General features: G+C 32.4%; 21 protein-coding genes and 1 other RNA gene. 4 read left to right on the top strand and 18 right to left on the bottom strand.

Annotated features, from left to right (window positions below):
• Window positions 1–130 precede the first annotated feature (130 nt).
• Window positions 131–529: a transfer-messenger RNA gene (gene ssrA, locus RT228_RS14750) on the bottom strand.
• A gap of 220 nt (window positions 530–749) precedes the next feature.
• On the opposite strand from ssrA, the gene RT228_RS14745 reads away from it, so the two are divergent.
• Complete coding sequence (locus RT228_RS14745) at window positions 750–1,958, top strand: NAD(P)-dependent oxidoreductase (protein ID WP_006260370.1); 1,209 nt, start codon at window positions 750–752, stop codon at window positions 1,956–1,958.
• Window positions 1,959–2,009: 51 nt separating this feature from the next.
• Here RT228_RS14745 and RT228_RS14740 read toward each other — a convergent pair whose 3' ends face one another.
• The 4 genes from RT228_RS14740 to RT228_RS14725 all read right to left on the bottom strand — a co-directional run bounded on the left by RT228_RS14740 (window position 2,010) and on the right by RT228_RS14725 (window position 7,033).
• Entirely contained in the window at window positions 2,010–3,545 is a 1,536-nt protein-coding gene (locus RT228_RS14740; protein ID WP_006260371.1) for a serine hydrolase domain-containing protein, read from the bottom strand.
• Between the two features lie 320 nt (window positions 3,546–3,865).
• Window positions 3,866–4,714, bottom strand: coding sequence for an aldo/keto reductase (locus RT228_RS14735; RefSeq protein ID WP_006263629.1), 849 nt, complete (start codon window positions 4,712–4,714; stop codon window positions 3,866–3,868).
• Window positions 4,715–5,037: 323 nt separating this feature from the next.
• Window positions 5,038–5,838, bottom strand: a complete 801-nt coding sequence (locus RT228_RS14730; protein ID WP_006260373.1) for a helix-turn-helix domain-containing protein — start codon at window positions 5,836–5,838, stop codon at window positions 5,038–5,040.
• A 73-nt stretch (window positions 5,839–5,911) separates the two neighbouring features.
• Window positions 5,912–7,033: a hypothetical protein gene (locus RT228_RS14725; RefSeq protein ID WP_006260374.1), complete on the bottom strand. Its 1,122-nt coding sequence runs from the start codon at window positions 7,031–7,033 to the stop codon at window positions 5,912–5,914.
• Between the two features lie 101 nt (window positions 7,034–7,134).
• Between RT228_RS14725 and RT228_RS14720 the strand changes: the two genes are divergently transcribed.
• The gene (locus tag RT228_RS14720; protein ID WP_006260375.1) at window positions 7,135–7,611 is read left to right on the top strand and encodes a GNAT family N-acetyltransferase; all 477 of its coding nucleotides are present in this window, start codon (window positions 7,135–7,137) and stop codon (window positions 7,609–7,611) included.
• 425 nt (window positions 7,612–8,036) lie between these two features.
• Complete coding sequence (locus RT228_RS14715) at window positions 8,037–8,207, top strand: hypothetical protein (RefSeq protein ID WP_006260376.1); 171 nt, start codon at window positions 8,037–8,039, stop codon at window positions 8,205–8,207.
• Window positions 8,208–8,328: 121 nt separating this feature from the next.
• On the opposite strand, the gene RT228_RS14710 is transcribed toward RT228_RS14715, so the two are convergent.
• The 13 genes from RT228_RS14710 to RT228_RS14650 form a co-directional block, all read right to left on the bottom strand.
• Window positions 8,329–8,733, bottom strand: coding sequence for a hypothetical protein (locus RT228_RS14710; RefSeq protein WP_006260377.1), 405 nt, complete (start codon window positions 8,731–8,733; stop codon window positions 8,329–8,331).
• Window positions 8,734–8,839: 106 nt separating this feature from the next.
• Window positions 8,840–9,241: a RidA family protein gene (locus tag RT228_RS14705; RefSeq protein ID WP_006260378.1), complete on the bottom strand. Its 402-nt coding sequence runs from the start codon at window positions 9,239–9,241 to the stop codon at window positions 8,840–8,842.
• Window positions 9,242–9,336: 95 nt separating this feature from the next.
• Entirely contained in the window at window positions 9,337–10,782 is a 1,446-nt protein-coding gene (locus RT228_RS14700) for a TSUP family transporter (RefSeq protein ID WP_006260379.1), read from the bottom strand.
• Between the two features lie 243 nt (window positions 10,783–11,025).
• A complete protein-coding gene (locus RT228_RS14695; protein WP_006260380.1) occupies window positions 11,026–12,669 on the bottom strand; it encodes an NADPH-dependent assimilatory sulfite reductase hemoprotein subunit in 1,644 nt (547 codons plus the stop codon).
• Window positions 12,670–12,680: 11 nt separating this feature from the next.
• Window positions 12,681–14,369, bottom strand: coding sequence for a sulfite reductase flavoprotein subunit alpha (locus RT228_RS14690; protein ID WP_006260381.1), 1,689 nt, complete (start codon window positions 14,367–14,369; stop codon window positions 12,681–12,683).
• Window positions 14,359–15,171 (bottom strand): uroporphyrinogen-III C-methyltransferase, encoded by an 813-nt coding sequence (gene cobA / locus RT228_RS14685; RefSeq protein ID WP_006260382.1) that lies wholly within the window; start codon window positions 15,169–15,171, stop codon window positions 14,359–14,361. The genes RT228_RS14690 and cobA overlap by 11 nt, the downstream gene beginning before the upstream one ends.
• A 12-nt stretch (window positions 15,172–15,183) precedes the next feature.
• Window positions 15,184–16,095: a cysteine synthase A gene (gene cysK, locus RT228_RS14680; RefSeq protein ID WP_006260383.1), complete on the bottom strand. Its 912-nt coding sequence runs from the start codon at window positions 16,093–16,095 to the stop codon at window positions 15,184–15,186.
• 28 nt (window positions 16,096–16,123) lie between these two features.
• Complete coding sequence (locus RT228_RS14675) at window positions 16,124–16,906, bottom strand: serine O-acetyltransferase (RefSeq protein ID WP_006260384.1); 783 nt, start codon at window positions 16,904–16,906, stop codon at window positions 16,124–16,126.
• Between the two features lie 16 nt (window positions 16,907–16,922).
• The gene (locus tag RT228_RS14670; RefSeq protein WP_006260385.1) at window positions 16,923–18,158 is read right to left on the bottom strand and encodes a sulfate adenylyltransferase subunit 1; all 1,236 of its coding nucleotides are present in this window, start codon (window positions 18,156–18,158) and stop codon (window positions 16,923–16,925) included.
• 19 nt (window positions 18,159–18,177) lie between these two features.
• A complete protein-coding gene (gene cysD / locus RT228_RS14665; protein ID WP_006260386.1) occupies window positions 18,178–19,080 on the bottom strand; it encodes a sulfate adenylyltransferase subunit CysD in 903 nt (300 codons plus the stop codon).
• Window positions 19,081–19,100: 20 nt separating this feature from the next.
• Window positions 19,101–19,808 carry a phosphoadenylyl-sulfate reductase gene (locus tag RT228_RS14660; RefSeq protein WP_006260387.1) on the bottom strand — a complete coding sequence of 236 codons (708 nt, stop codon included), beginning with the start codon at window positions 19,806–19,808 and terminating at the stop codon, window positions 19,101–19,103.
• 64 nt (window positions 19,809–19,872) lie between these two features.
• A complete protein-coding gene (locus RT228_RS14655; protein WP_073144814.1) occupies window positions 19,873–20,289 on the bottom strand; it encodes an RrF2 family transcriptional regulator in 417 nt (138 codons plus the stop codon).
• A 556-nt stretch (window positions 20,290–20,845) separates the two neighbouring features.
• Complete coding sequence (locus RT228_RS14650) at window positions 20,846–21,535, bottom strand: hypothetical protein (RefSeq protein WP_006260389.1); 690 nt, start codon at window positions 21,533–21,535, stop codon at window positions 20,846–20,848.
• Between the two features lie 114 nt (window positions 21,536–21,649).
• On the opposite strand from RT228_RS14650, the gene RT228_RS14645 reads away from it, so the two are divergent.
• Window positions 21,650–21,979, top strand: coding sequence for a winged helix-turn-helix transcriptional regulator (locus RT228_RS14645; protein WP_006260390.1), 330 nt, complete (start codon window positions 21,650–21,652; stop codon window positions 21,977–21,979).
• The last annotated feature ends 10 nt before the right edge of the window (window positions 21,980–21,989 follow it).

Genomic DNA, 21,989 nt, shown 5'->3' with positions numbered 1-21,989 from the left:
CCTTTTTAGATTAACTAGACTTTTTGCCTAGTCCCCAACTTTTGTCACTGATCCTCTAAAATACAGTTTTTAGTATCTATTGAATACAAAAAAAGCCTAACTATTTAAAAGTAAATAGTTAGGCTTTTTTCTGTGGAGTCGCCGAGAATCGAACTCGGGTCCAAACAAGCAATCAGGAAGCTTTCTACACGCTTAGTTTTTTATTAGATTTTCGACCGTTGGCTTGGCAAAAAACAGCCACCAAAAGCTTAGTTCCTAAGATTTCGAAATGCTAGCGAAACAATAGACATCTCTAGGTTTACTTTACGGTTCCCCTTAACAAAGCGCCATAAACCAAGGCTCTTTAGGAGAATTCAGCTCTTCCACCTGGTGGAAACTAAAGGCAATCTTACTATAATTCAGATTAAGCAGCTAAAGCGTAGTTATTTTCGCCGTTTAAAAAGTTCGTTAGATGATATTTACGAGCAATCTAACAACGCTCGACGTGCTTACTAACTAATTCCACTCGCTGTCAATACCGATCGACCCCAATGATTGCCTTAGTTAGCAATGAAATGCAAAAGTACAATTTATTTTTAAAAAATCAAACAAATACTATTTCTTCCTCTTAGAATATTCACATACTGTATTTTATTCGTCAATACTTATTAAAAACTGTATATAATTCTAAAATTATGATTCAAAATAGTTGTGTGAGTCCGAAATAATTCTATATTTGAAAAACCAACCAAAAAACAAACAAACAAATTATGAAATTAGGAATTATTAAGGAGCGTAAATCGCCTCCTGATAGGAGAGTTGTGCTTTGTCCTAAGCAGGTAAAAAAAGCTTTAGACAAATATAACGAGCTGTCTATTAAGATAGAACATTCAGACATTAGAATTTTTAAAGATGAAAACTATGCTTCTGAAGGATTAGAACTATCAAGTGATATGACAGACTGTGATCTTCTCCTTGGGGTAAAAGAAATTCCTGTTGATTACCTTATACCAAATAAAACTTATGTCTTTTTTTCGCACACAATAAAAAAACAAGAACATAATCGCAAGCTCTTACAAGCTTGTTTAGAAAAGAACATTACATTAATGGATCACGAGACATTTGTAGACGGAAAAAACACTAGAATTATTGGCTTTGGTAGATATGCAGGTATAGTAGGTGCATACAATACGCTAAGAGGCTTTGGGTTAAAATATGAATTATTCGAATTAGCCAAGGCTGAAACCTTACTTCACAAAGAAGATTTAATCTATCGATTAAAAAAACAGTACTTCCCTCCTATTAAGATAGTTGTAACTGGAACTGGAAAGGTAGCACATGGTATTATGGAAATACTAGACGGGATGAAAATGAAGAAGGTTTCTAAAGAACACTTCTTAACCCAAAAGTATGATAGACCTGTATACACACAGATAGGTGTTGAAGACTATTACAAAAGAATAGATGGGACTGAAGGAAACAAACAAGATTTTTATGACCATCCTGAACTATACACTAGTGACTTCGATAGATTTACTCGTGTAGCAGATATCCTGATGACTGGGCACTTCTTTAAAAAAGGAGCTCCTGTTATCTTGACAAAAGAGATGCTAAATTCTCCTTTTAATCAAATTAAAGTAATTGGTGATATCTCATGCGATGTAGATCATGGCCCTATAGCCTCTACATTGAAAGCATCTACTATAGCAGAGCCATTCTATGGATATCATCCAGGGAAAGGTACAGAAGTAGAATTTGACCATCCTGCAGCAATAACAGTGATGGCTATTGATAATTTGCCTTGTGAATTACCAAAAGATGCTAGTGAAGGATTTGGTGAAGTATTTGTAGAACAAGTATTACCTGCCTTCTTTAATGGAGATAAAGATAAAATACTAGAAAGAGCTACTATTACTAAAGGTGGTAAACTAACAGATAGATTTAGTTATTTACAAGACTTCGTAGATAATAAAGAATAAATAGGAAAGGCTATCAGAATAATGATAGCCTTTTTTAGTAAAGAATACTTTTTATTTAAGTAATTGTATTTTAATTAGCATTTCTTGTGCATTCTTATTCTCAGCATCTAGCTCTAGTGATTTCTTATAACTTAATAAAGACATTTTATAATCCTTCATTAGAAAGTAAGCTTCTCCTAAGCTATCGTATAAATTAGCATTATTAGTATCATACTGAATCGCTAATTCAAATACCTTTATTGCCTTATCAATCTCTTTTCTCTTCAGAAAGTTATATCCTAAATTATTTAAATAGAATGACCCTGAGAGATAATGTTCTTTATCTGCTTTTAACGTTTTATACTTCTCTAAAGCTAAACTAAAGTTATTTTTAAACTCTTTTTCTAGCAGGGATACTAGGTTTATCTTAGGATAAGTAATTAATGCTGTTTCTATTTTATTATACAATTCTAACCAATCATCTTGTGCAGCATCCGAAGTATTATTCATCATTATTATCATTCCATAACGTGAATCTGGACAAACAAGAATACCACTTTGTACCCCTATTGACGTTCCTGTCTTTCCATAATAAGCACCTTCCTTCAGACCGTATCCCACATCCCAGAAATATCCTTTATCATCACCGTCTTCTTCTTCTTTAAATAATAATCGAGAGGCTTCCTTTATAAAAGGTTGATTGCTTTGTAACTGAAACTTCATAAACTTAGTTAAGTCAGGTAAACTACTTATCATACCATATGATCCACCTAATAGAGGATTTCTTAGTAAAGGAGCTACTTCCCCATTTTCGTTATAACTTATGGCTAATTGTTTCTTATACCTATCATACTCATTTAAAGAAGTCTGCTTCAAGTTAAGCTCATCCAGCAACTCCTGTAATAGCTCTTTATAAGGCTTGTGATATACCTGCTCTAAAATATAAGTAACTAATTCTGGTCCTACTGAGTTATAGTCGTAGAATGTACCTGGTTTCTTATCTAATTTGACTGTTTTTAATTCTTCTAATAGATCAGACATCGTATAACTAAATGGTCTATTTTCATAATATCCCTCTCTCGTCTTCTTATATATTTCATCTAACTCTTTAGGAGCTCTATCTTGAAGCCCCAAAGTATGTGTTACTAAATTCTGAATGGTAATAGGAGTTCCTTCAAACTGCAAATTTGGATAATCTCCTTTTAAATAAGTTCTGATATCATCATTTAGTGTAATCTTTTGCTCTAGAACCGCTTTAGCGACTAAAGAGCCTGCAAAAACTTTAGAAATAGAAGCAATCTCATAGAGTGTATTATCACTAGGTCGTTGTTTGGACTCTTTATCTAATTCTCCATAATACTGCTGATAAACCTCTCCATCTCTATAAATGGCAATCGCTAATGAGTTGACATTACCTTTCTGAAGAGTGCTCTCAGCATATTGATTTATGATCAGACATAGTTCTTTAAAAGATTTATCTACTCCCTTTTCTTGTGATAATTGTTGAATATTATAGTATTTCCCATTTCTATCTTTATATACATCATTTGCCATTCCTGTAAAAGAAATAAACAAAAACGATAATGGAATAATTAATTTATAGTTCATATTAAGAAGGATTAGGTACTTATATTTTAAAGCACTATAATACGATTTATTTTTTATTAACTAACAAATAATCACTCCTTTCCCCTTCATATAGAACGAACAAAGCCTATAAACACACTCTGTGCCTATAGGCTTTGTTTAACCCAGATTAAGCGATAGACATATAAACGAAAAGTAATTATACAAAATAGCTCTGAATTTAAGAAAAAAGCATACAGTAGTATGGTTTTAGAACAAATGAAAGAGATATGAAGTAGAATTGCTTTGCAGTATTTGGCTAATGCTTAATCTGGGTTTAAAATACTTGATTCGTTTTGATATTAAACTACATAGTCAGGCCATTCATTAGGCACTTCACCACTGAATCCCATTTTAGGTAAATTATTTATTTGATCCATATCTTGATCACTTAACTCAAAATCAAAAATATTCATATTATCAATAATTCTTTCTAGAGTATTAGACTTCGGTATTGCTATTGTATTATGTTGTAAACACCATCTTAAACATACCTGAGAGATTGACTTATTATGTTTCTTTGCAATACTGATTAACACCTCATTATTAAACACTTTACCTCTAGCTAATGGTGACCAGGCTTCTATGACAATATTTTTCTTTTCGCAATATGCTTTTAATTCTGGCTGCCAATACCCTGGATGAAATTCTAACTGATTAATAGCAGGGATAACTTTAGCCGTTTCTAATAAAGCCTCTAAGTGCTCTTCCCAAAAGTTACTTACTCCTATTGATTTTATTTTACCTGCAGCTTGTAATTCTTCCATAGCACGCCAAGTATCTGCATTCACTTTTTTCCAATCATCACCGAAGTTTTTATAATTAGCTGGCCAGTGAATTAAATAAAGATCGATATAATCAAGACCTAGTTTCTCTAACGAAATATCAAGTGCCTTTTTAGTCTCTTCATATCCCATATTCTCTCTCCATACTTTTGTAGTCACAAAGATATCTTCTCTAGGAACACCACTCTCTTTTATACCTTGCCCTACTTCTTCTTCATTCTGATATATAGCAGCTGTATCTAGTAAGCGATATCCTTTATCTAAAGCATTTTTTACTGCTAAAACCCCTTCTGTTTTAGTTGCTTTGTAAGTTCCAAATCCGATTGACGGAATTAGATTCCCATCATTAAGTTTTATTTTATTCATCATGTTTTCTTTTAAATAAATTATTCCAAGTGAACTCCTCTAAAGATAATATAAAAAGTCTTTTTTCGGAAAAACAGAAATTAACTTTAGAAGTAAGATAGGTATATCTTTATAGGTCAATTATAAGGTGCCATTCTTATAAATGACGCTGTGAATATTCACTATAAATTACTTCAATTTATATCTCTAGGTAGTTTTAAAAATTGGAATTATGTAAAAGTAAAGGACTGTATTTTTAACCAATTATAAAATGGATATTAAACAGAATTTAATGGATTATTATAAGATACTCCTCCATATCTAATACTTAGACGAATACAAGTTTATTCCTCTGATTTAAATAGAGGGAAGTTAATCAATTGTTCATCAGAGGATTTTATAAATTCCTTTGGGCTAACCCCTGTAAACTCTTTAAACTCCCTTATATAATGAGATTGATCATAATAATCACTCTGATAAGAAAGTGTCGTTAAGTTCTTAAACTTACTCTCTCTTAACAAATCAAGGCTAGACTGAAATCGCATAATTCTTGAAAACAACTTAGGAGACATTCCTATATATTGTTTTACAAGCCGTTCTAATGTTTTCTCAGAAATATTTATTTCATCTTGTATTTCTTTTAATGATTTTCCCTTTTGTAATAATAGAGAGATATAATCTATCTTTTTATTCTCAAATCTATTATACTGAATCTGCTCTAGAAGAAAAGAAGATAATAAACCTATTTTCTCCTCAATAGTATCCGTGTGTACTAGTTGTTCTAAAAGCGTATTAGGGACAATGTCTTCTAAGGCTATATTTTTATTACTAAATTCAATAGCATCATATTTAAATAACGCCTTTAAAGCTGTAGGTTCTAGATATGCTCCGATTATCCTAAAACTCCCCTCTACACTCTGATCTGTAAACTGACTAAACTGTCCATAGACATAGAGTTGTGGAGCTACTTGATGATATTGATCTAAAAATAAGTTAGGCCTATCTTGATAGATTAAAGTGGGTATACCATCAGGAAGTATCTTAAAAGTTTGTTTTTCTGCCTTATCATTTGAGTTTTCTAATACCCAAAAATAACGGACATAATCTCGTAAGGGCAATATTGGGAGGATCTCTCGATAATGCATAACTAAATCTTATTATTACATCAAAGATACTATATTTTTAGACCTTTAATTTCTTCTTTTATATCAAAGTAATTTATAAGAATTTTTCACTCTCCGTCAACTCAGGAATATAGATTAAAAAATCATTCCCTTTTACAATTCTTAGTAAAGTCTGATCTCCTATTTTTAGTTTGCCTTGAGAAATTGCTTTTTGCAAAGGCTTAAGATCAAAACAATACCAATCATTAGTAGTCACAACACCTAAGAAAGAACTGTATAATTTAAGATCATCCATAGTTTCAGCTGCAGTCTTTCCTATCAGTATTATGTGTAGAGATGTTCTAAAGTTAGCGTCTTCTATATTAAATACTAGATTACCTATATCATATATCTCCATTAAACTTTCTCCTTTAGGGGTATGAACTGCTCCAAACTTAAAAAGGTTTTTCTTACTTGACCAATGTGGAAGTTCTTCTAGTAATTGATGCTTCATTACTTGTATTCTTAAGTGATGTTTACCTCCTAAATAAATCTCTCTACTTAACTTTATTGCTTCTAGGTGCTCTTGCTCCTTTGAAGATAGTTTAGTATTAAGTAATAGATTACTCTTTTCTATAAAATCTTCTGAAAATAGATAGGTATCCTCTTCTAAAGCTAATTTATTTGATGTATCTAACATGTGAGAAAGAACTTTAGCAGTCTCTTTATTCTTTGTCTGCTCTTTTAAATAAGAGATAATCAACCTATCAGCATCTAAATAAACTTGTTCTAAACCATATGTTCTTATCCCTTTTTCAACAATTTTTTTATAGAGATAGAAGTCCTTTTTTCTCTCTAAAAATGAAAAAGTAGAACTGTACTCCTTAATAAATTGCTCAAGTTTCTTTTGAGATAATGTCTTAATCTTATTTTCGATAATACCATTTGAATAAGGATCTATCTCCTGAAAGTAGATATCAAATTTAACTGCATCAATTACAGCATTGACAAAATAAGGTACCTCATTTGTAAAGTGAGTTTCCCCAATCAATACAGAATTAGCTTTGCTCATTTCCGTTACTAAAGCATGCCAACCTTGTCCTTTAAAAGACTCTTTCTCAGCTTCTATATTAAAAGTTGAATAGTTCTTTAATATAATACTATCCATTAATTGTTCTTGGCTAAAAATAGCATTAGTCAAAAAAAAGCAGACTACTATAAATAAATACTTTTTCATTTATATTCTTATATACTCATAAAGAAAACGTTTTCCTCTTAAACTAACAATAAAAAAACAAAAATATTATTCTAAATTGCTTGGCTTAAATTGACAAGAATATGATAACGATACAACCTTATGATCCTAAATACTTTGATGAACTAACTTCTTATGAATTAGACGAGCAACAAGCTACGTTTGCTCTTGTGCCAAAGTATATGCTGACTAATCCTGATATTATGGAGAATACAATGCGTACTCAATATTGTATCTTATCTGATGATACCCCAGTAGGCCTATTCTCTTTAGACCTATCTGATGATCGTTTGATATATACAGAGAATAAAGATTCTATTTTACTACGCGCATTATCTATCATGCCTAATCAACAGGGCAAAGGAATAGCTAAAGTTACTATGCTTCTATTACCTGACTTAGTAAGAGAATATTATCCTACTGTAAATGAAATAGTCTTTGGGGTTAACTATGAGAACGCTCTCGCTTATAATCTATACTTAAAAACGGGTTATGAAGATTCTGGAAGAACGTATCAAGGCATTAAAGGCCCTCAACACTGTATGACTAAAAGTATATAGCCTTTTAAAAACTATACAGTTCTAGTAGGTCGAGACAACTTTTCATAGCAGTGAGTCCGTAGTGAGTCCGTTATGAGTCCGTACTCACTCCGTTAAATATGCTATTTTAACGGAGTCATTACAGACTTAATGCTGACAGAGTATAAACCTATTTACAATTAGATCCAATCAGAAGTACATAAGCTATAGGATAACTAAAAAAGAGCTAACTTGTTTAATTAATAAGCTAGCCATTATCCCTTTATTGAATACTAAAAAGTAAATTATTTCTTTTAAATTTAATTTAGAACACTAGTCGCCTTAAAAAGTAATTTATAGTTTATTTCTTTCTTTTAAAGGTGATTTTTATTGTCTATTTAGCTAAAAAAAGAAGAGCAATACTCTTCTTTTCTTCTTAATTTTGCTTTCAAACTAAAAGAGAACACATGAAAGTTAAAGACAAAGTAGTCGATATAGAAACCAATGAAGAGTACATTATCAAAGATATTATAGAGAAAAATAAGTTTATACCTGAGGACTTATACAAGCTTATTTCTGTAACTACGAAGAAAGAAATTCAAGTTTTTAAAAGTACTTTTGAAACTAGTTTTAAATAACCTTTTAAAGGTTATTGTCACTTTTATAAACCAAAAAATCCTACAAACGCTATTGTCTGTAGGATTTTTTATGGACTATAAAAACAACCTCAAGTGACTTATTAGATATTAAATCTAATGGTTACTTATTTACTATTAGTAATTTTTCATTTGCTAATACTAATGCCTCTTCTGCAGTAGAGACTACAAAAAGTTCATGCCCCCAATACTTAAAGAAAATCTCTTTAAAGTCTATTGCTACTTGGCGTTTTTCTTCATTAGGTTCTACTTGTATCATGGCTAATACATTATTGCGTAGTTGCTCTCTATTCTTTTTCATCCACAGGTTCATTTTCTTCATGTGATCCTTGTTACTCTTAGTATCCTTTACATCAGGTGCGCTCACCTCATTAATCATAACAAATTTTTTACCTGTTTTTAGTAATGCTTCATAGTCATTAAAATACTGATCTTGATCATGTCCTTCATTGACAGATTGAATAATTACTTTTACTATAGGGAATTGCTTTGCATCTAATTGACTCATAAATTTTATTTTTTGTAAAGGACTCCTTTTATGGTCAAATGAAAAATGGACATTCAAAAGAAATAGATGGATTATTCGAAGCACTTTATCTATTTCTTCTAATAGATTAGACCTTAGCTGCCCAAATCTCGATCTCCAAATCAATCTCAGGAAGTCCTAAAGCTGAGATATAAGCTACAGTCATAGAAGGATTTCCAGTTTTAAAGAACTCCCTCCATACGCTATCAAAATAATCCCAATCAATCTCTTTAGTTGCCCAAATATTAACTTTTATAATATCAACCTCTGTTAGGTTTTGGCTTTCTAACAAGGCAGCAATATTGCTAAACGTATTGTCTACTTGTTGATTAAAGTCAATTGGTATCACACCATTACCGTCAGTACCTATCTGTCCAGAGAAAGTATAAATAGTTGCATTTTTAGGCACAATAGTGATATGTGAATAATTCCCTACTGGTCTTGATAACGTTGTTGGAGTAGTTCTAACTACTTTTTGAATGTCTTGCATGGTTTTATTATTAAATATTCTAGTGCAAAACTAGACTAGGAGTTACAAGTAAAATTGTATAAAACCGACAAGTCTATTGTTCTTTCTTACTCATCCTATATAAACTTAATGACTATTCTTAAACTAGCTACAAAAACCAATAATCCTACACAGATATAAGAGATGCGTTTAGGCATTCTACCAGCTAGCCTTGCTGCTAAAGGAGCTGCAAATACCCCTCCTAAAGCTAAGCCTAAGAAGATATACCAATAACCGAATCCCAACTTCGAAAAGAAAACCATAGAAGCAGCAAAAGTTACAAAGAACTCCGCTAAGGATACTGTCCCTACGACATATCTAGTAGGTCTTCCTTTAGTTAGAAGCGTAGAAGTAACTATAGGCCCCCAGCCTCCTCCTCCAAAAGCATCAAAGAAACCTCCTGAAAAGCCTAGAAAACCAACGTATTTGACTTTCTTTCTGATTACTGAGTTTCTTAACGCTAAACTAATTAACCTAATAGCAATAATCATTAAGTATAATGCTACAAATGGATAAGCGATATACTCATACTCACTACCAATATAGATCACAAACAACGACCCTAAAATAGCCCCTACTACTCCAGGAATACTCAGCCAGAGCAGTAGTTTCTTATTTACATTTTTAAACTTGTAGTGTGTGTATCCAGATACTGCACTAGAAAACATCTCTGCAGTATGAATGCTCCCTGATATAGTGGGAAGACTTAGCCCCATAGCCATCATAGCTGAGGCTGAAGTCATTCCATATCCCAATCCTAATGCACCATCAACTATCTGTGCTAAAAATCCAATAATGAAAACATAGTAAAACTCTGAAGGCATACTCGCTAAGCCAGCTTGAATATCATGAAACGTAATAACATTAGATAAAGCATATCCCAATACAAAAACTAACACAAGAGTAGTGAGTCTAAAGATTTTAGAAAAAAGTTGTTTTCTCTCATAATTACGATTGGTCATAACGGATGTTACTCGATTTAAACTATTGAGCTTTTCTCTTAGATTTCCTTTGTGACGTGCTCTATACTGATTTAAATGTTCTATACTATCGCTTACATTATCAGGCACTTCTTCTTCTAAATACTCTCTCATTCTACGAGCCAATACAGGTGATTGACCATTAGTAGATATGGCTATCTTTAGTTGTCCTTTGGTTACGATAGACCCAAGATAAAAATCACATAAGTCTGGCTGATCAGCTGCATTGACTAATAATCCCTTACTATTGGCTAAAGCTTTTATTTCTTGATTTAAGCCAGTATTATTCGTCGCTATTACTACTAAGTCCATTTGATACAAATCTTCTATTAGAAAGCTTCTATGCTTCAATATTAGATTAGCATGGGTGGTTTTTAATTCAAAGAATTCAGGTTTAAAATCAATAGAAACAACCGTAATATGAGTTAGTTCATTTTGTTTTAGCAATGTTTTTGTTTTCTCTAAACCAACATTACCTCCTCCTACAATTAAAAAATTGGAATGAGTCGTTTTTAGAAATATTGGGAATAATGTGTTTTTCATAATCTATTATATTACAACCCTTTAACTATAAAATCATATACTTAAAGAATAAAAAAAGAGATATAAGTCCCTCAGGACCAATCTGGCAGATTGATCTACAATTTGTTTTACAATGTTTAATAGTGATTAAACTACTCTGAGATAAAGTAGCTCTTATAGTTCCTTAGAACAGGAAAGAAGTAATAAAAATGCAACAGACTTTCATTGAATAATTGTTTTGTGGTGGTAGTTTTAGTTTATTTTTTAAGCAAAGAATTTTCTATAGGTAAAGTCCCCAAAAGTTTCTTTAGCTAAAGCTTCTTCTTTGTATTGGCCAAATAAATTATCTAAATGCGATAAGATCTCTTCTTCTTTTATCTTTTTCTTATATAGTTGATTTAATCGAGTACCATATCGGTCTCCTCCTAGCATAAGATTATACTCTTGTGAACCAGTACCTACAAAGCCTATCTCAGCTAAATATGAACGACCACAACCATTAGGACATCCTGTCATTCGAATACTAATCTCTTCTTCACCTAGATTATGTTTAGCTAGTAATGGTTCAACTTTAGAAATTAGCTCTGGTAAATAACGCTGTGCCTCAGCTAAAGCTAATGGACAAGTTGGTAATGCCACACATGACATAGAACTCTCTCTTAGTTTTGAATTTCTCAATTCTATTGCGTGTTCTACCAATAACTTCTCTACTAACCATTTGTCTTCTTCTTCAATTTCTCCAAGTATTAAATTCTGATTACAAGTAAATTTAAAATCGGAAACGGCTAGTTTAGATAAATTATATAAGAACTCTTTTTGATAAGTTTGTACTACACCATTCTCAACAAATAAAGTATAATACCATTTACCATCATGAGCTTGCTGCCATCCATATCTATCATTACGCTCTGTAAATTCATACGCTCTAGCTGGTTGAAGCTGTACTCCTGCTCTATGTTCTAGTTCCTTGACAAAGTTCTCTACTCCTAATCTGTCAAGAGTATATTTTAGACGAGCAAGCTTTCTGTCTGAACGATTTCCATAATCTCGTTGTATAGTCAATACTTCATAAATCAACTTCATCGTATCTTCTTCATTGTCAGAAAAGCCTATAACAGTAGCTAATCTTGAATAGGTTTGCTCATTGCCATGTGTTGTAGATAATCCACCTCCTATAGCAATGTTAAACCCAATCAATCTATCGTCTTCAACGATAGCAATAAGCCCAATATCATTAGCAAATACATCTACATCATTCGTTGGTGGAATTGCAATGGCTATTTTAAATTTCCTTGGAAGGTACTTGTCCTGATATAAAGGATCAGCTTCAATAGATCGATCATAAATCTTTTCGTTATCTATCCATACTTCATAATAAGACTGTGTCTTAGGCAAGAGCATTTTAGATATCTTATCTGCATAATGATGAATTTGCTCAAAAACAGGTGAAACTTGTGGATGAGAACTACAGATTACATTTCTATTGACATCACCACATGCAGCAATAGCATCTAGTTTAGCAAGAAGAAAACCTTGTATTGTATCACTTAATTGGTGCTTTAATAATCCATGTAACTGTATAGTTTGTCTAGTTGTTATCTTTAATACACCTGTACCATATAGTTCTGATATTTCATGTATAGCCAGCCATTGCTTCGCAGAGATTACTCCTCCTGGTATGCGAAGTCTAATCATGAAAGAATACAGCTTATCTAGTTTCTTTTCTGCTCTCTCTTGTCGTCTATCTCTATCGTCTTGGACATACATTCCATGAAACTTAATTAAAGCTTCATCATCAGGCCTTACATTCCCTGTATAATTATCTTTTAAGCTCTGTGCTAACGTACCTCGTAAGCCGTCGCTTTTTTCTTTTATCCCTTCTATAGGAGATAGTTTATCTTGATTCATTTCGTCTTTTTTTAATACACATCTTTTCTATATTGTCCACTTAAAAACATTTCTTCTAAATACTCTTCAGCCGCTTTAAAAGAAGTGTTTTGTTGCTCCATAATGATTTCAACAAGTACACGTTCAACATCTTCACTCATAGGAGACTTCTGCCCACAAACATAAATTATAGCACCTGATTCTATCCAGTCCCACACTTCAATAGCTCTTTCTCTTAGCCTATCCTGAACATATATTTTATGCTTTTGATCTCTAGAGAAAGCAGTATCTAGGTTTGTTAAAACACCACTTTCTAACCATTGTTGTATTTCTGTCTGATAGTAAAAATCACATACAAAGTGCTGTTCTCCAAAGAATAACCAATTGCGTCCTTCTGCTCCACTTGTATCTCTATGTTCAATAAAACCTCTGAATGGTGCAATACCAGTTCCTGGTCCTATCATAATAATATCCTTATTAGAATCAGGTAAATAAAACTCACTATTTCTATGAATATAGAATGAGAGTTCTTGTCCAACCTCTAATTCAGAAAAATAAGAAGAACACAACCCTTGTTTCTTTTCTGCTCCTACCAAGAACTGATCTAAAGCTACAGTTAAGTGTACTTCATCCTCATGAGCTAAATTAGAAGACGAAATAGAATAAAGCCTTGGTACAATCGGCTGTAGAATCGCTTTTATCCCATCTAGTTCTATTGACTTTCTATTAGTATAGATTTCTAAAAGGTCCAATAAGTCAATCCTATCTTCAATAATATCTACTCCTAAATAAGTTGATAACTTATTTATTACCCCTTTTGTAAGCCCTGTAATGCTCACCCCCTCTAACTCTTCATATCTACTCTCTTCGCCCAATAACTTAGCTATACTTATCATTGTACCTAGCTTATTGGGAGGGTAAACCCCTATGGCATCTCCTGGCTGATAGTCTATAGTGATATCACTGCGAATTTCTAGGTGATAGGTTTGTTTATTAGACTCTCTATCGTTCAATAATACATTGTGACTAACTACCCCTTGATACTCCTTTTTTACATTAGGTTTTTCTACTGTAATCTGTGCATTAATGTCTTTATGATTTCCTTCTTCTACAATACTCCCTCTAGATTTCTCTATAGTATCTAAGACTGTTTTAAACCACGTAGCAGTATATTCTTTATAATCTACATCTAACTTTTTTAGAGGTAAAATAGATTGCGCTCCTTGTTGAAGTAATAATTTATCTAGATCTTCTCCTGCTTTACAGAAAAGAGGATAAGAAGAATCTCCTAACGCTAATAAACAATACCTTACGTTACTCAATTCAAGTTTTACTTTAGATAAGGAATCAAAGAATTTCTGAGCAGAAAGAGGTGGTTCTCCTTCCCCTTGTGTACTACAAATAAGAATGATAAAATCTTCTTTACTCAAATCTTCAACTTTATATGTAGCTAAGTCTAAACTCTTAGCTTGTAACTTATTCTGTTTGCAAAGCTTTAGAAGTTCTAGTGCTACTTTCTTACTATTTCCTGTTTCACTTCCATAAAGAATAAGAGGCTTCACTGATACTTTTGAACTTTGATTAACAGCAATTGGATTACTTGGCTGTATCTCATTTTGGGCTAACAAGCCTGAGAGGTAACCATTAAACCAGATTAGTTCTTCTCGCGAATAGTTTTCAACCTGCTTCTGTAAACTTGTTATTTTTTGATCAAATTGCATATTGAAACTCTTTTATATGATTATCAAAATAAGAATAGTATTCTCCTTCTTTTATTTCTTCTTTCCAAGCAAATTGCTCATGTAATTCAACTACTTTACCCACAATAAATAAAGTTGGTACATACTCAAAGGCAATCAGCTCTTTTTCCATAATATCTCTAAAAGAATATACAGTTGTCTTCTGATAGATAGTACTTGCCTGTTGAATAATAGCAATTCCTTTCTCTGACGCTATCCCTTGTGATAGCAAGGCTTGTACTAAATACTTCAGCTTTTGCCCACTCATATAGAATACTAGTGTATCCTCTGTCTTTGCCCAATCTCTCCAAGTATCTTGTTCTATACTAATCGTATCAAATAAAGTCAAGAAACGAACTGCACGACTATATCCTCTACTAGTCAAAGGAATAGCACTATAAGCTGCTGCACCTAATGCTGCAGAAATGCCTGGGATAATCTCATATTTTATTCTATTTTCTTTTAATACTCGCAATTCATCAAGAATATTAGAAAATATAGAAACATCTCCTCCCTTTAATCTAAGTACAGTCATTCCTAATTTAGCATACGAAACCATTAACTCATTAATCTCTTGCTGTGGTGTATGTATCCCTTTAGAACACTGTTTACCTACGTAAATAACCTTTGTCGTCTTATTGACATACAGTTCGATAAGCTCAGGCGAGACTAAACGATCTATCAGAATTATATCTGCCGTTTTTAAATACCGAAGTGCCTTCAGACTTATTAACTCAGGATCTCCTGGACCAGCACCTGCTAGTATAACTTTTCCACTATTCATCACAATCAAGAATTAAAATAGCCCCTCTACTGATAAGTAGCGTTCTCCATTATCATAGTTAAATGTCAATATCTTAGCACCATCTTCTATAGAAGGCAATAATTTTGTAATAGCTGCCAATGATGCTCCTGTAGAGATTCCTACTAGTAAACCTTCTTTTTTAGCAACTTCTTTTACTACTTCAAATGCTTCTTCTTTTGAAATCTTTACAACCTTATCTATTAAATTAAAATCTAATATTTCTGGAATAAAGCCTGCCCCAATCCCCTGTATAGTATGTGGTCCAGAAGGTTCTCCACTTAATACAGCAGAAGTATCAGGTTCTACAGCAATCACTTTCAGATTGGGATATTTCTCTTTTAATACTTTAGATACCCCCGTAATATGCCCTCCTGTTCCGACTCCTGTCACTAAATAATCTAATCCTTCAGGAAAATCTTGAATAATTTCTAATGCAGTTGTTCTACTGTGAATATCTACGTTCACAGGGTTATTAAATTGTCTTGGTGACCATGCATTAGGAATTTCTTGAACTAATTCGGTTGCTTTTTCAATAGCTCCTTTCATTCCTTTTTCTCGTGGAGTTAATTCAAATTTAGCTCCATATATCTCCATCAATTTTCTTCGCTCTACACTCATTGACTCGGGCATAACTAAAATAACATCATATCCCTTAACAGCTCCTACCAGAGCAAGTCCTATTCCTGTATTTCCAGATGTTGGTTCTATAATAACACTTCCTGGTTTTAACAAACCTTGCTTCTCAGCATCTTCTATCATTGCCAAGGCAATACGATCTTTAATACTTCCTCCTGGATTTGTTTTTTCAAGCTTTATCCAAGTTTGTTTTGATCCTGGAAAGAATCTATTTAATCCTATAATTGGAGTATTTCCAATTGTTCCTAAAATACTTTCTACTTTCATTTTATATTCTCTTTGGTTTTTAATTTGGTTACTTTATTATTATTTCATTTATTCTTATGCGATATTGACTATCTAATTCTACATTGGAATTAGCTTCAATAGAGCTTGGTATATGAAGATTTGGTCCTATCCTTGATCCTTTACCAATCGTTATGGCTTTTCCTGTAATAGAAACTCTTTCTCGTATTACAACATTATCTTCAATCACAATAGATTCCTTTAAACACAAATCTAATATCTGTCTATGTTCTCCTAAGATTACTCCTTGGTGTATTCTTACATTATTTCCTATAACTACTGTACTCCCTATCACAACTCCTAAACCATTGATAAGTATTAATTGTTTACCTATTTTTGCAAATGGACTAATATCTATTCCCGTAAGACGGTATCCATATCGATTAGCTATCTGAGGCAAAACAGTTATCCCTAGATCAATAAATACCTGTGAGACCCTATAGAGATACATCGCTAAAAAACCTGAGTTAAAAGCTATTATTTCTGATTTAGACTGAACAGACTTATCATAACTCATATATCCCTCTAAATCAGACTCTAATAATTTATACAACGTTTCTACTTGATTAAAAAACAGTTGTGCTTTAAGACCTGCTTTATCTTTAGTAATAACTCTTTGTAATACCACTTCCAGTTCAAGACACAAAGTCTGTTCTTCAGCTAAAAAACAAGCAAACGATTCATAGTTATAATTGGTAAACAACCAATTATAGAATCGATCTAACCAAGTTTCAAATAGCTCTTTATTAGGTACTCTATTCTTTATTGTCTTGTTATATATGTAGTCCCTCATACTTGTAAAAAGTAGTTTACAAGAACATTAAAGCCCCTACAGTATTATAAGAGGTCTCGTCTACTAGAATAGCATTCCCTGTTTTAGAATTTTCTACAAAAGGATCATAGTTTAATGCTTGATTGGTTTGTAGGCTAACTTGTGCGATATCGTTTAAGCTCACCTCTTCACCTATGTTAAACTCAAGAGTATTTATATCCCACTTTCTATCTATCGATTTGATTTTAACTCGAACACTGTGAAAACGATGTTGTAAAATATACGTTTTACCTAATTGCAGATCTTCTGTATCTAACCAACTTATCCAAGAAGTAAGCTTATTCGTTGCTAAAGGTGCTTTTTGTTCTTCTAAATAAATTGTATCTCCCCTGCTAATATCCAGATCTGCATCAAAATGCATTACAACATTATCACCTGCTATAACATTAGATACATCTCTAAGATTCTTCTCTAACTTTGTGATAGTTGTAGAAATATTACTTGGAAGTATTCTTACCCTATCTCCTACTTTATATTGACCACTTAATACTAAGCCTGCATACCCTCTATAATCTAAATACTCCTTCGTCTGAGGTCTAATAATAAATTGTACTTGAAAACGAGCTTCATTTCTCAATTGGCTTTCTATATGAATGGTCTCTAAGACCTCTAACAAGGTTTTACCCGTATACCAAGGAGTTAGTGATGAAGACTTTACAATATTATCTCCTTGTAGAGCACTAATAGGGATATAAACAACTTCTGTAAAGGTTAATTGACTTCTTAATACTTCAAAGTCTGACTTAATCTCCTCATAAATACCTTCGTTATAGTCTACTAAATCAATTTTATTGATTGCTACAACGACTTTTTTAATTCCCATCAGAGAAGCGATTGAAGCATGACGTTTGGTCTGTTCTGTAATTCCTTTTCTGATATCAATTAATAGGATAATCAAATCGGATACAGATGCCGCAGTAATCATATTTTTAGTATACTGCTGATGTCCAGGAGAATCTGCTATAATAAACTTTCTATTAACTGTAGAAAAGTATTTATATGCTACATCTATTGTAATACCTTGTTCACGTTCTGCTCTTAATCCATCAGTAATTAAAGCTAGGTCAATCGTTTCTTCTCCTATATCTGATTTACTTGCTAAAACGCCTAAATGATCTGTTGAGATACTATTAGAATCATACAGTAATCTACCAATTAAAGTACTTTTCCCATCATCTACATTCCCTGCTGTTATAAATTTTAATGTTTCCATTTTACTTTATTTACTACAATTAAAAATATCCTTTCTTCTTTCTGTCTTCCATAGCTGATTCAGATAATAAATCATCTAATCTAGTCTGTCCTCTCTCGCTTATTCTTGAGTTTTTTATATCCTCAATAATATCGTCTACTGTTATAGCATTAGAAGCTATTGCTGCTGTACAAGTCATATCTCCTACAGTGCGATAACGCACAGATGATTTGACTACTTTTTCTCCTTCAACAGCTGGAGTAAAACTAGAAAGAGCTATTAATTTATCATTGTACTCAATACATTCACGTTCATGAGCAAAGTACAATCCTGGCAATTCAATATCATTTGCTTTAATATAATTCCAGATATCTAGCTCTGTCCAATTACTAATAGGAAATACTCTGGTATTATGCCCTGTCTGCATATTCCCATTGACAATATCCCAAAGCTCAGGTCTTTGGAGCTTAGGATCCCATTGACCAAAATCGTCTCTTAGAGAAAATATCCTTTCTTTTGCCCTAGCTTTTTCCTCATCTCTTCTTGCCCCACCTATGCATGCATCAAATTCATGCTCTTGAATAGTATCTAATAAAGTATAAGCTTGTAGTGAGTTTCTAGAAGGAAAACGACCTTGTGTTTCCTTTAATTTGTACTTTCTAATACTATCTTCTACACTTCCTACTATTAGTTTTTCTCCTATTTGGTCCACTAACTTATCCCTAAATGCAATAGCCTCAGGAAAATTATGTCCTGTATCAATATGGACTAATGGAAAAGGAAATTTACCTGGTCTAAATGCTTTTAGTGCCAGGTGAACCAAGACAATAGAGTCTTTTCCTCCAGAGAACAACAAGGCTGGTTTCTCAAATTGAGCAGCTGTTTCTCTCAAAATATAAATTGCCTCTTGTTCTAAAGTTTCTAAATAATTGTTTTCTATCATATCTGTTAATACTATTTATTCTATTGTTTTAAGTGTAATCCACATTCTTTTTTTGAAGCATCTTCCCACCACCATCTTCCTGCCCTAAAATCTTCTCCTTCTCTTATCGCTCTTGTACATGGGCTACAACCAATACTGATATAACCTTGCTTATGTAGTGGATTATAGGGAATCTGATTTTGCTCTATAAACGCTGTTACTTCCTCTGTAGACCAAGATAGCAGAGGATGAAACTTGATAATTTGATTGTGTTCATCCCATTCAAAAGGAGTCAAGCTTTGTCTATTAGGAGAATGTTCTGCTCTTAAACCTGTAATCCATATTTCTTGATTCTTTAAGGCTTTCTGCAGAGGTAATACCTTTCGAATAGTACAACACTCTTTTCTCAATTCTACAGATTTGTAGAAACTATCTGGTCCATTCTTATTGACAAACTCTGCTATAAGACTACTCTCTGGAAAATAGGCTGTAATATTAATTTTATACTTTGCTAAAGTGAGACTCCATGTATCGTAAGTCTGATCGAAGAGTCTCCCTGTATCTAGTGTAAAAAAAGAAACCTCTTTTTCATCTTTTAAAAGATGGGTGATAACTTGGTCTTCATAACTGAAACTTGTTGAAAACGTTATTGATTCAAAATGTTCTTTTAAATACTTCATCTGTTCTTTAAAGGACAAGGCTTCTAACCCACCCTCAAGCAGTTTTTCATATTGATTTTTTAAACTCATATTATTCTTTTTTTCAATAAACTATAATCTCTATCATTTTAGTAGTCTTTAGGTGTAAATTTTTTTAATCTCCGTCTATAAAGCGTTGAAGCGTAGCTTCTGACATGCTCTTTCTTGTCTTATCTCTAATCTCCATAAACTGTTTTCTCAGATAACAACTTACTTCATCTTCACAGTCATCACATGGTTCATAGTAGTTTATAGATACACATGGTGTCAATGCAATAGGCCCATCAAATATTCTATACAAATCAGCTACTGATACCTCCTTAGGATCTTTAATTAAATAATACCCTCCAGCTAGTCCTTTTTTACTATTTACTAACTTTACTCTCTTAAGCTCTAGTAATATTTGCTCTAGAAACTTCTTCGGTATATTTTCTTTTTCTGCTATAGTAGCTATAGTTAAGTGCCCATTTTGATATACTCTTGCTAGACACACCATTGCTTTTAAGGCATACTTACATCGTTTTGATAACATAGTATAAATGCATAAAAAAAGCCCCTTATCGTTAAATAAGGAGCTTCTATATATTGATTTAATTTAAATACAACGTACGAATAGACTACTCCTCTTTTGAAAAGCATTTACACATACACATTACCATATTTAAATTATTTATTCTCATTTTTTGATTTTTTATTCTTGTACAAATGAAAGGATTATATTTTAATGCGCAAACATTTTTTTATAATTTTTTAAATAATAGCTGAATAATATCTCTCTTTGATTTGAATAAAAACTTCAAACATAAGACCTAACAGACTAAGTACCAACATTTATAACTTAAAATAATAAAATTGTAATAATTATAAATACTAATTATGATTATTGATGATAACCTTTAATTTTCTTGTTTAGAGCAATACTAAACAAGCTACAAAATGTGAATAAATAGAAATAATCATCAAATTTATAACTTGCACTCTTTTAAATTAGATAATAAATAAAGCAAAAATCCCAATTATTACAATTGGGATTTTCTAGAAGACTAATAACTGATATCACGAAGACATCTTACTTTAATCAGGAAAAGTTAGAATAATAACATTGTTACAAAGCCTCCAAAACTATTTTCATTTACTTTTAAAGGACCATAGAAATCTATATTAGCAGCAGCTCCAAAACTAAACTCTTTATAGCTCAGACCTACTCGCCCTTGGATATAACTTCGAGAATGTCCTTTCCACTCTGTTGCATATCCATATAATCCCTGTGCTCTTGTATAAAGTTTAAAAGTATCATTAAGCTTAGGAGTATATTCTACTAAGGCCATTCCTTCATAAGCAGGCTTTGACATAATATCTACTCTTCCATTAAGAACAATAGCCCAATCCTTTTTAACCCAACTATATAATAATCCAGCTGCAGGTTTAACTCCAAACTCTGGATCATAGTGAAACCCAGCAGTTATATCTAATCCTTTCATTACGGTATAGGTTAACTGTCCTTGAATCATCCTATCCTTTACATCTGGCTCTCCCCACTCTCCTACATAATTTACGACACTAAAGAAACCTACTTTAGGTAAACTCTGAAACTTCTTGTTAAGGAGCATATTAAAGGTAACTCCTCTACTTCCTATTAATGTCTCTACATTAATAGGCGGGTTAACTACTACACTGTCTTTATTAACCACTTCATCTTGTTGTTGAGCAACAATTGAAACACTGTAAAACAAACTACTTAAGATAAGCAACATCTTACAAATAGATCGGAATCTCATGTTTTTGATTTAAAATTTAGTTGTAAACCTAAGCTCAATACTTTACTTTTGCAAGTAGTAACACTTTTGTATAGTAATACCATAAATTACTGTATTACTCATAGCCAATCACTTATGACGAAAAATAAAATAGAAAAAGTTGAACACAAATGTACCCTACACGATGTTTTAGAAATAGTTGGGGGAAAATGGTCTATTCCTATCATATTTACACTCTTTGATGGGACTAAACGATTTAGTGAATTAGAAAGAGAAATTCCCAATATTAATACACGAATGTTAGTCAAGGAACTAAAAAAATTACAACAGACAAATATCATCACTAGAGATGCTCTCCCTACTGTTCCTCCTACGGTAAATTATACCTTGACACATAAGGGACAAATGCTAGAACCTATTCTACGAGCATTCTTAAAATGGGGAGAAGAGTTTATTGATAAATAAGCACAAAATA

This window comes from Myroides sp. (assembly GCF_032073645.1).
GTDB lineage: Bacteria > Bacteroidota > Bacteroidia > Flavobacteriales > Flavobacteriaceae > Flavobacterium > Flavobacterium odoratimimum.
This window is presented reverse-complemented; position numbering and strand designations above follow the sequence as displayed.

What these genes read in the sequence shown, in the direction of transcription:
- RT228_RS14745 (WP_006260370.1), top strand. Translation starts at nt 750, where the DNA reads ATGAAATTAGGAATTATTAAGGAGCGTAAATCGCCTCCTGATAGGAGA.
- RT228_RS14740 (WP_006260371.1), bottom strand. Translation starts at nt 3,545, where the DNA reads ATGAACTATAAATTAATTATTCCATTATCGTTTTTGTTTATTTCTTTT.
- RT228_RS14735 (WP_006263629.1), bottom strand. Translation starts at nt 4,714, where the DNA reads ATGAATAAAATAAAACTTAATGATGGGAATCTAATTCCGTCAATCGGA.
- RT228_RS14730 (WP_006260373.1), bottom strand. Translation starts at nt 5,838, where the DNA reads ATGCATTATCGAGAGATCCTCCCAATATTGCCCTTACGAGATTATGTC.
- RT228_RS14725 (WP_006260374.1), bottom strand. Translation starts at nt 7,033, where the DNA reads ATGAAAAAGTATTTATTTATAGTAGTCTGCTTTTTTTTGACTAATGCT.
- RT228_RS14720 (WP_006260375.1), top strand. Translation starts at nt 7,135, where the DNA reads ATGATAACGATACAACCTTATGATCCTAAATACTTTGATGAACTAACT.
- RT228_RS14715 (WP_006260376.1), top strand. Translation starts at nt 8,037, where the DNA reads ATGAAAGTTAAAGACAAAGTAGTCGATATAGAAACCAATGAAGAGTAC.
- RT228_RS14710 (WP_006260377.1), bottom strand. Translation starts at nt 8,733, where the DNA reads ATGAGTCAATTAGATGCAAAGCAATTCCCTATAGTAAAAGTAATTATT.
- RT228_RS14705 (WP_006260378.1), bottom strand. Translation starts at nt 9,241, where the DNA reads ATGCAAGACATTCAAAAAGTAGTTAGAACTACTCCAACAACGTTATCA.
- RT228_RS14700 (WP_006260379.1), bottom strand. Translation starts at nt 10,782, where the DNA reads ATGAAAAACACATTATTCCCAATATTTCTAAAAACGACTCATTCCAAT.
- RT228_RS14695 (WP_006260380.1), bottom strand. Translation starts at nt 12,669, where the DNA reads ATGAATCAAGATAAACTATCTCCTATAGAAGGGATAAAAGAAAAAAGC.
- RT228_RS14690 (WP_006260381.1), bottom strand. Translation starts at nt 14,369, where the DNA reads ATGCAATTTGATCAAAAAATAACAAGTTTACAGAAGCAGGTTGAAAAC.
- cobA (WP_006260382.1), bottom strand. Translation starts at nt 15,171, where the DNA reads ATGAATAGTGGAAAAGTTATACTAGCAGGTGCTGGTCCAGGAGATCCT.
- cysK (WP_006260383.1), bottom strand. Translation starts at nt 16,095, where the DNA reads ATGAAAGTAGAAAGTATTTTAGGAACAATTGGAAATACTCCAATTATA.
- RT228_RS14675 (WP_006260384.1), bottom strand. Translation starts at nt 16,906, where the DNA reads ATGAGGGACTACATATATAACAAGACAATAAAGAATAGAGTACCTAAT.
- RT228_RS14670 (WP_006260385.1), bottom strand. Translation starts at nt 18,158, where the DNA reads ATGGAAACATTAAAATTTATAACAGCAGGGAATGTAGATGATGGGAAA.
- cysD (WP_006260386.1), bottom strand. Translation starts at nt 19,080, where the DNA reads ATGATAGAAAACAATTATTTAGAAACTTTAGAACAAGAGGCAATTTAT.
- RT228_RS14660 (WP_006260387.1), bottom strand. Translation starts at nt 19,808, where the DNA reads ATGAGTTTAAAAAATCAATATGAAAAACTGCTTGAGGGTGGGTTAGAA.
- RT228_RS14655 (WP_073144814.1), bottom strand. Translation starts at nt 20,289, where the DNA reads ATGTTATCAAAACGATGTAAGTATGCCTTAAAAGCAATGGTGTGTCTA.
- RT228_RS14650 (WP_006260389.1), bottom strand. Translation starts at nt 21,535, where the DNA reads ATGAGATTCCGATCTATTTGTAAGATGTTGCTTATCTTAAGTAGTTTG.
- RT228_RS14645 (WP_006260390.1), top strand. Translation starts at nt 21,650, where the DNA reads ATGACGAAAAATAAAATAGAAAAAGTTGAACACAAATGTACCCTACAC.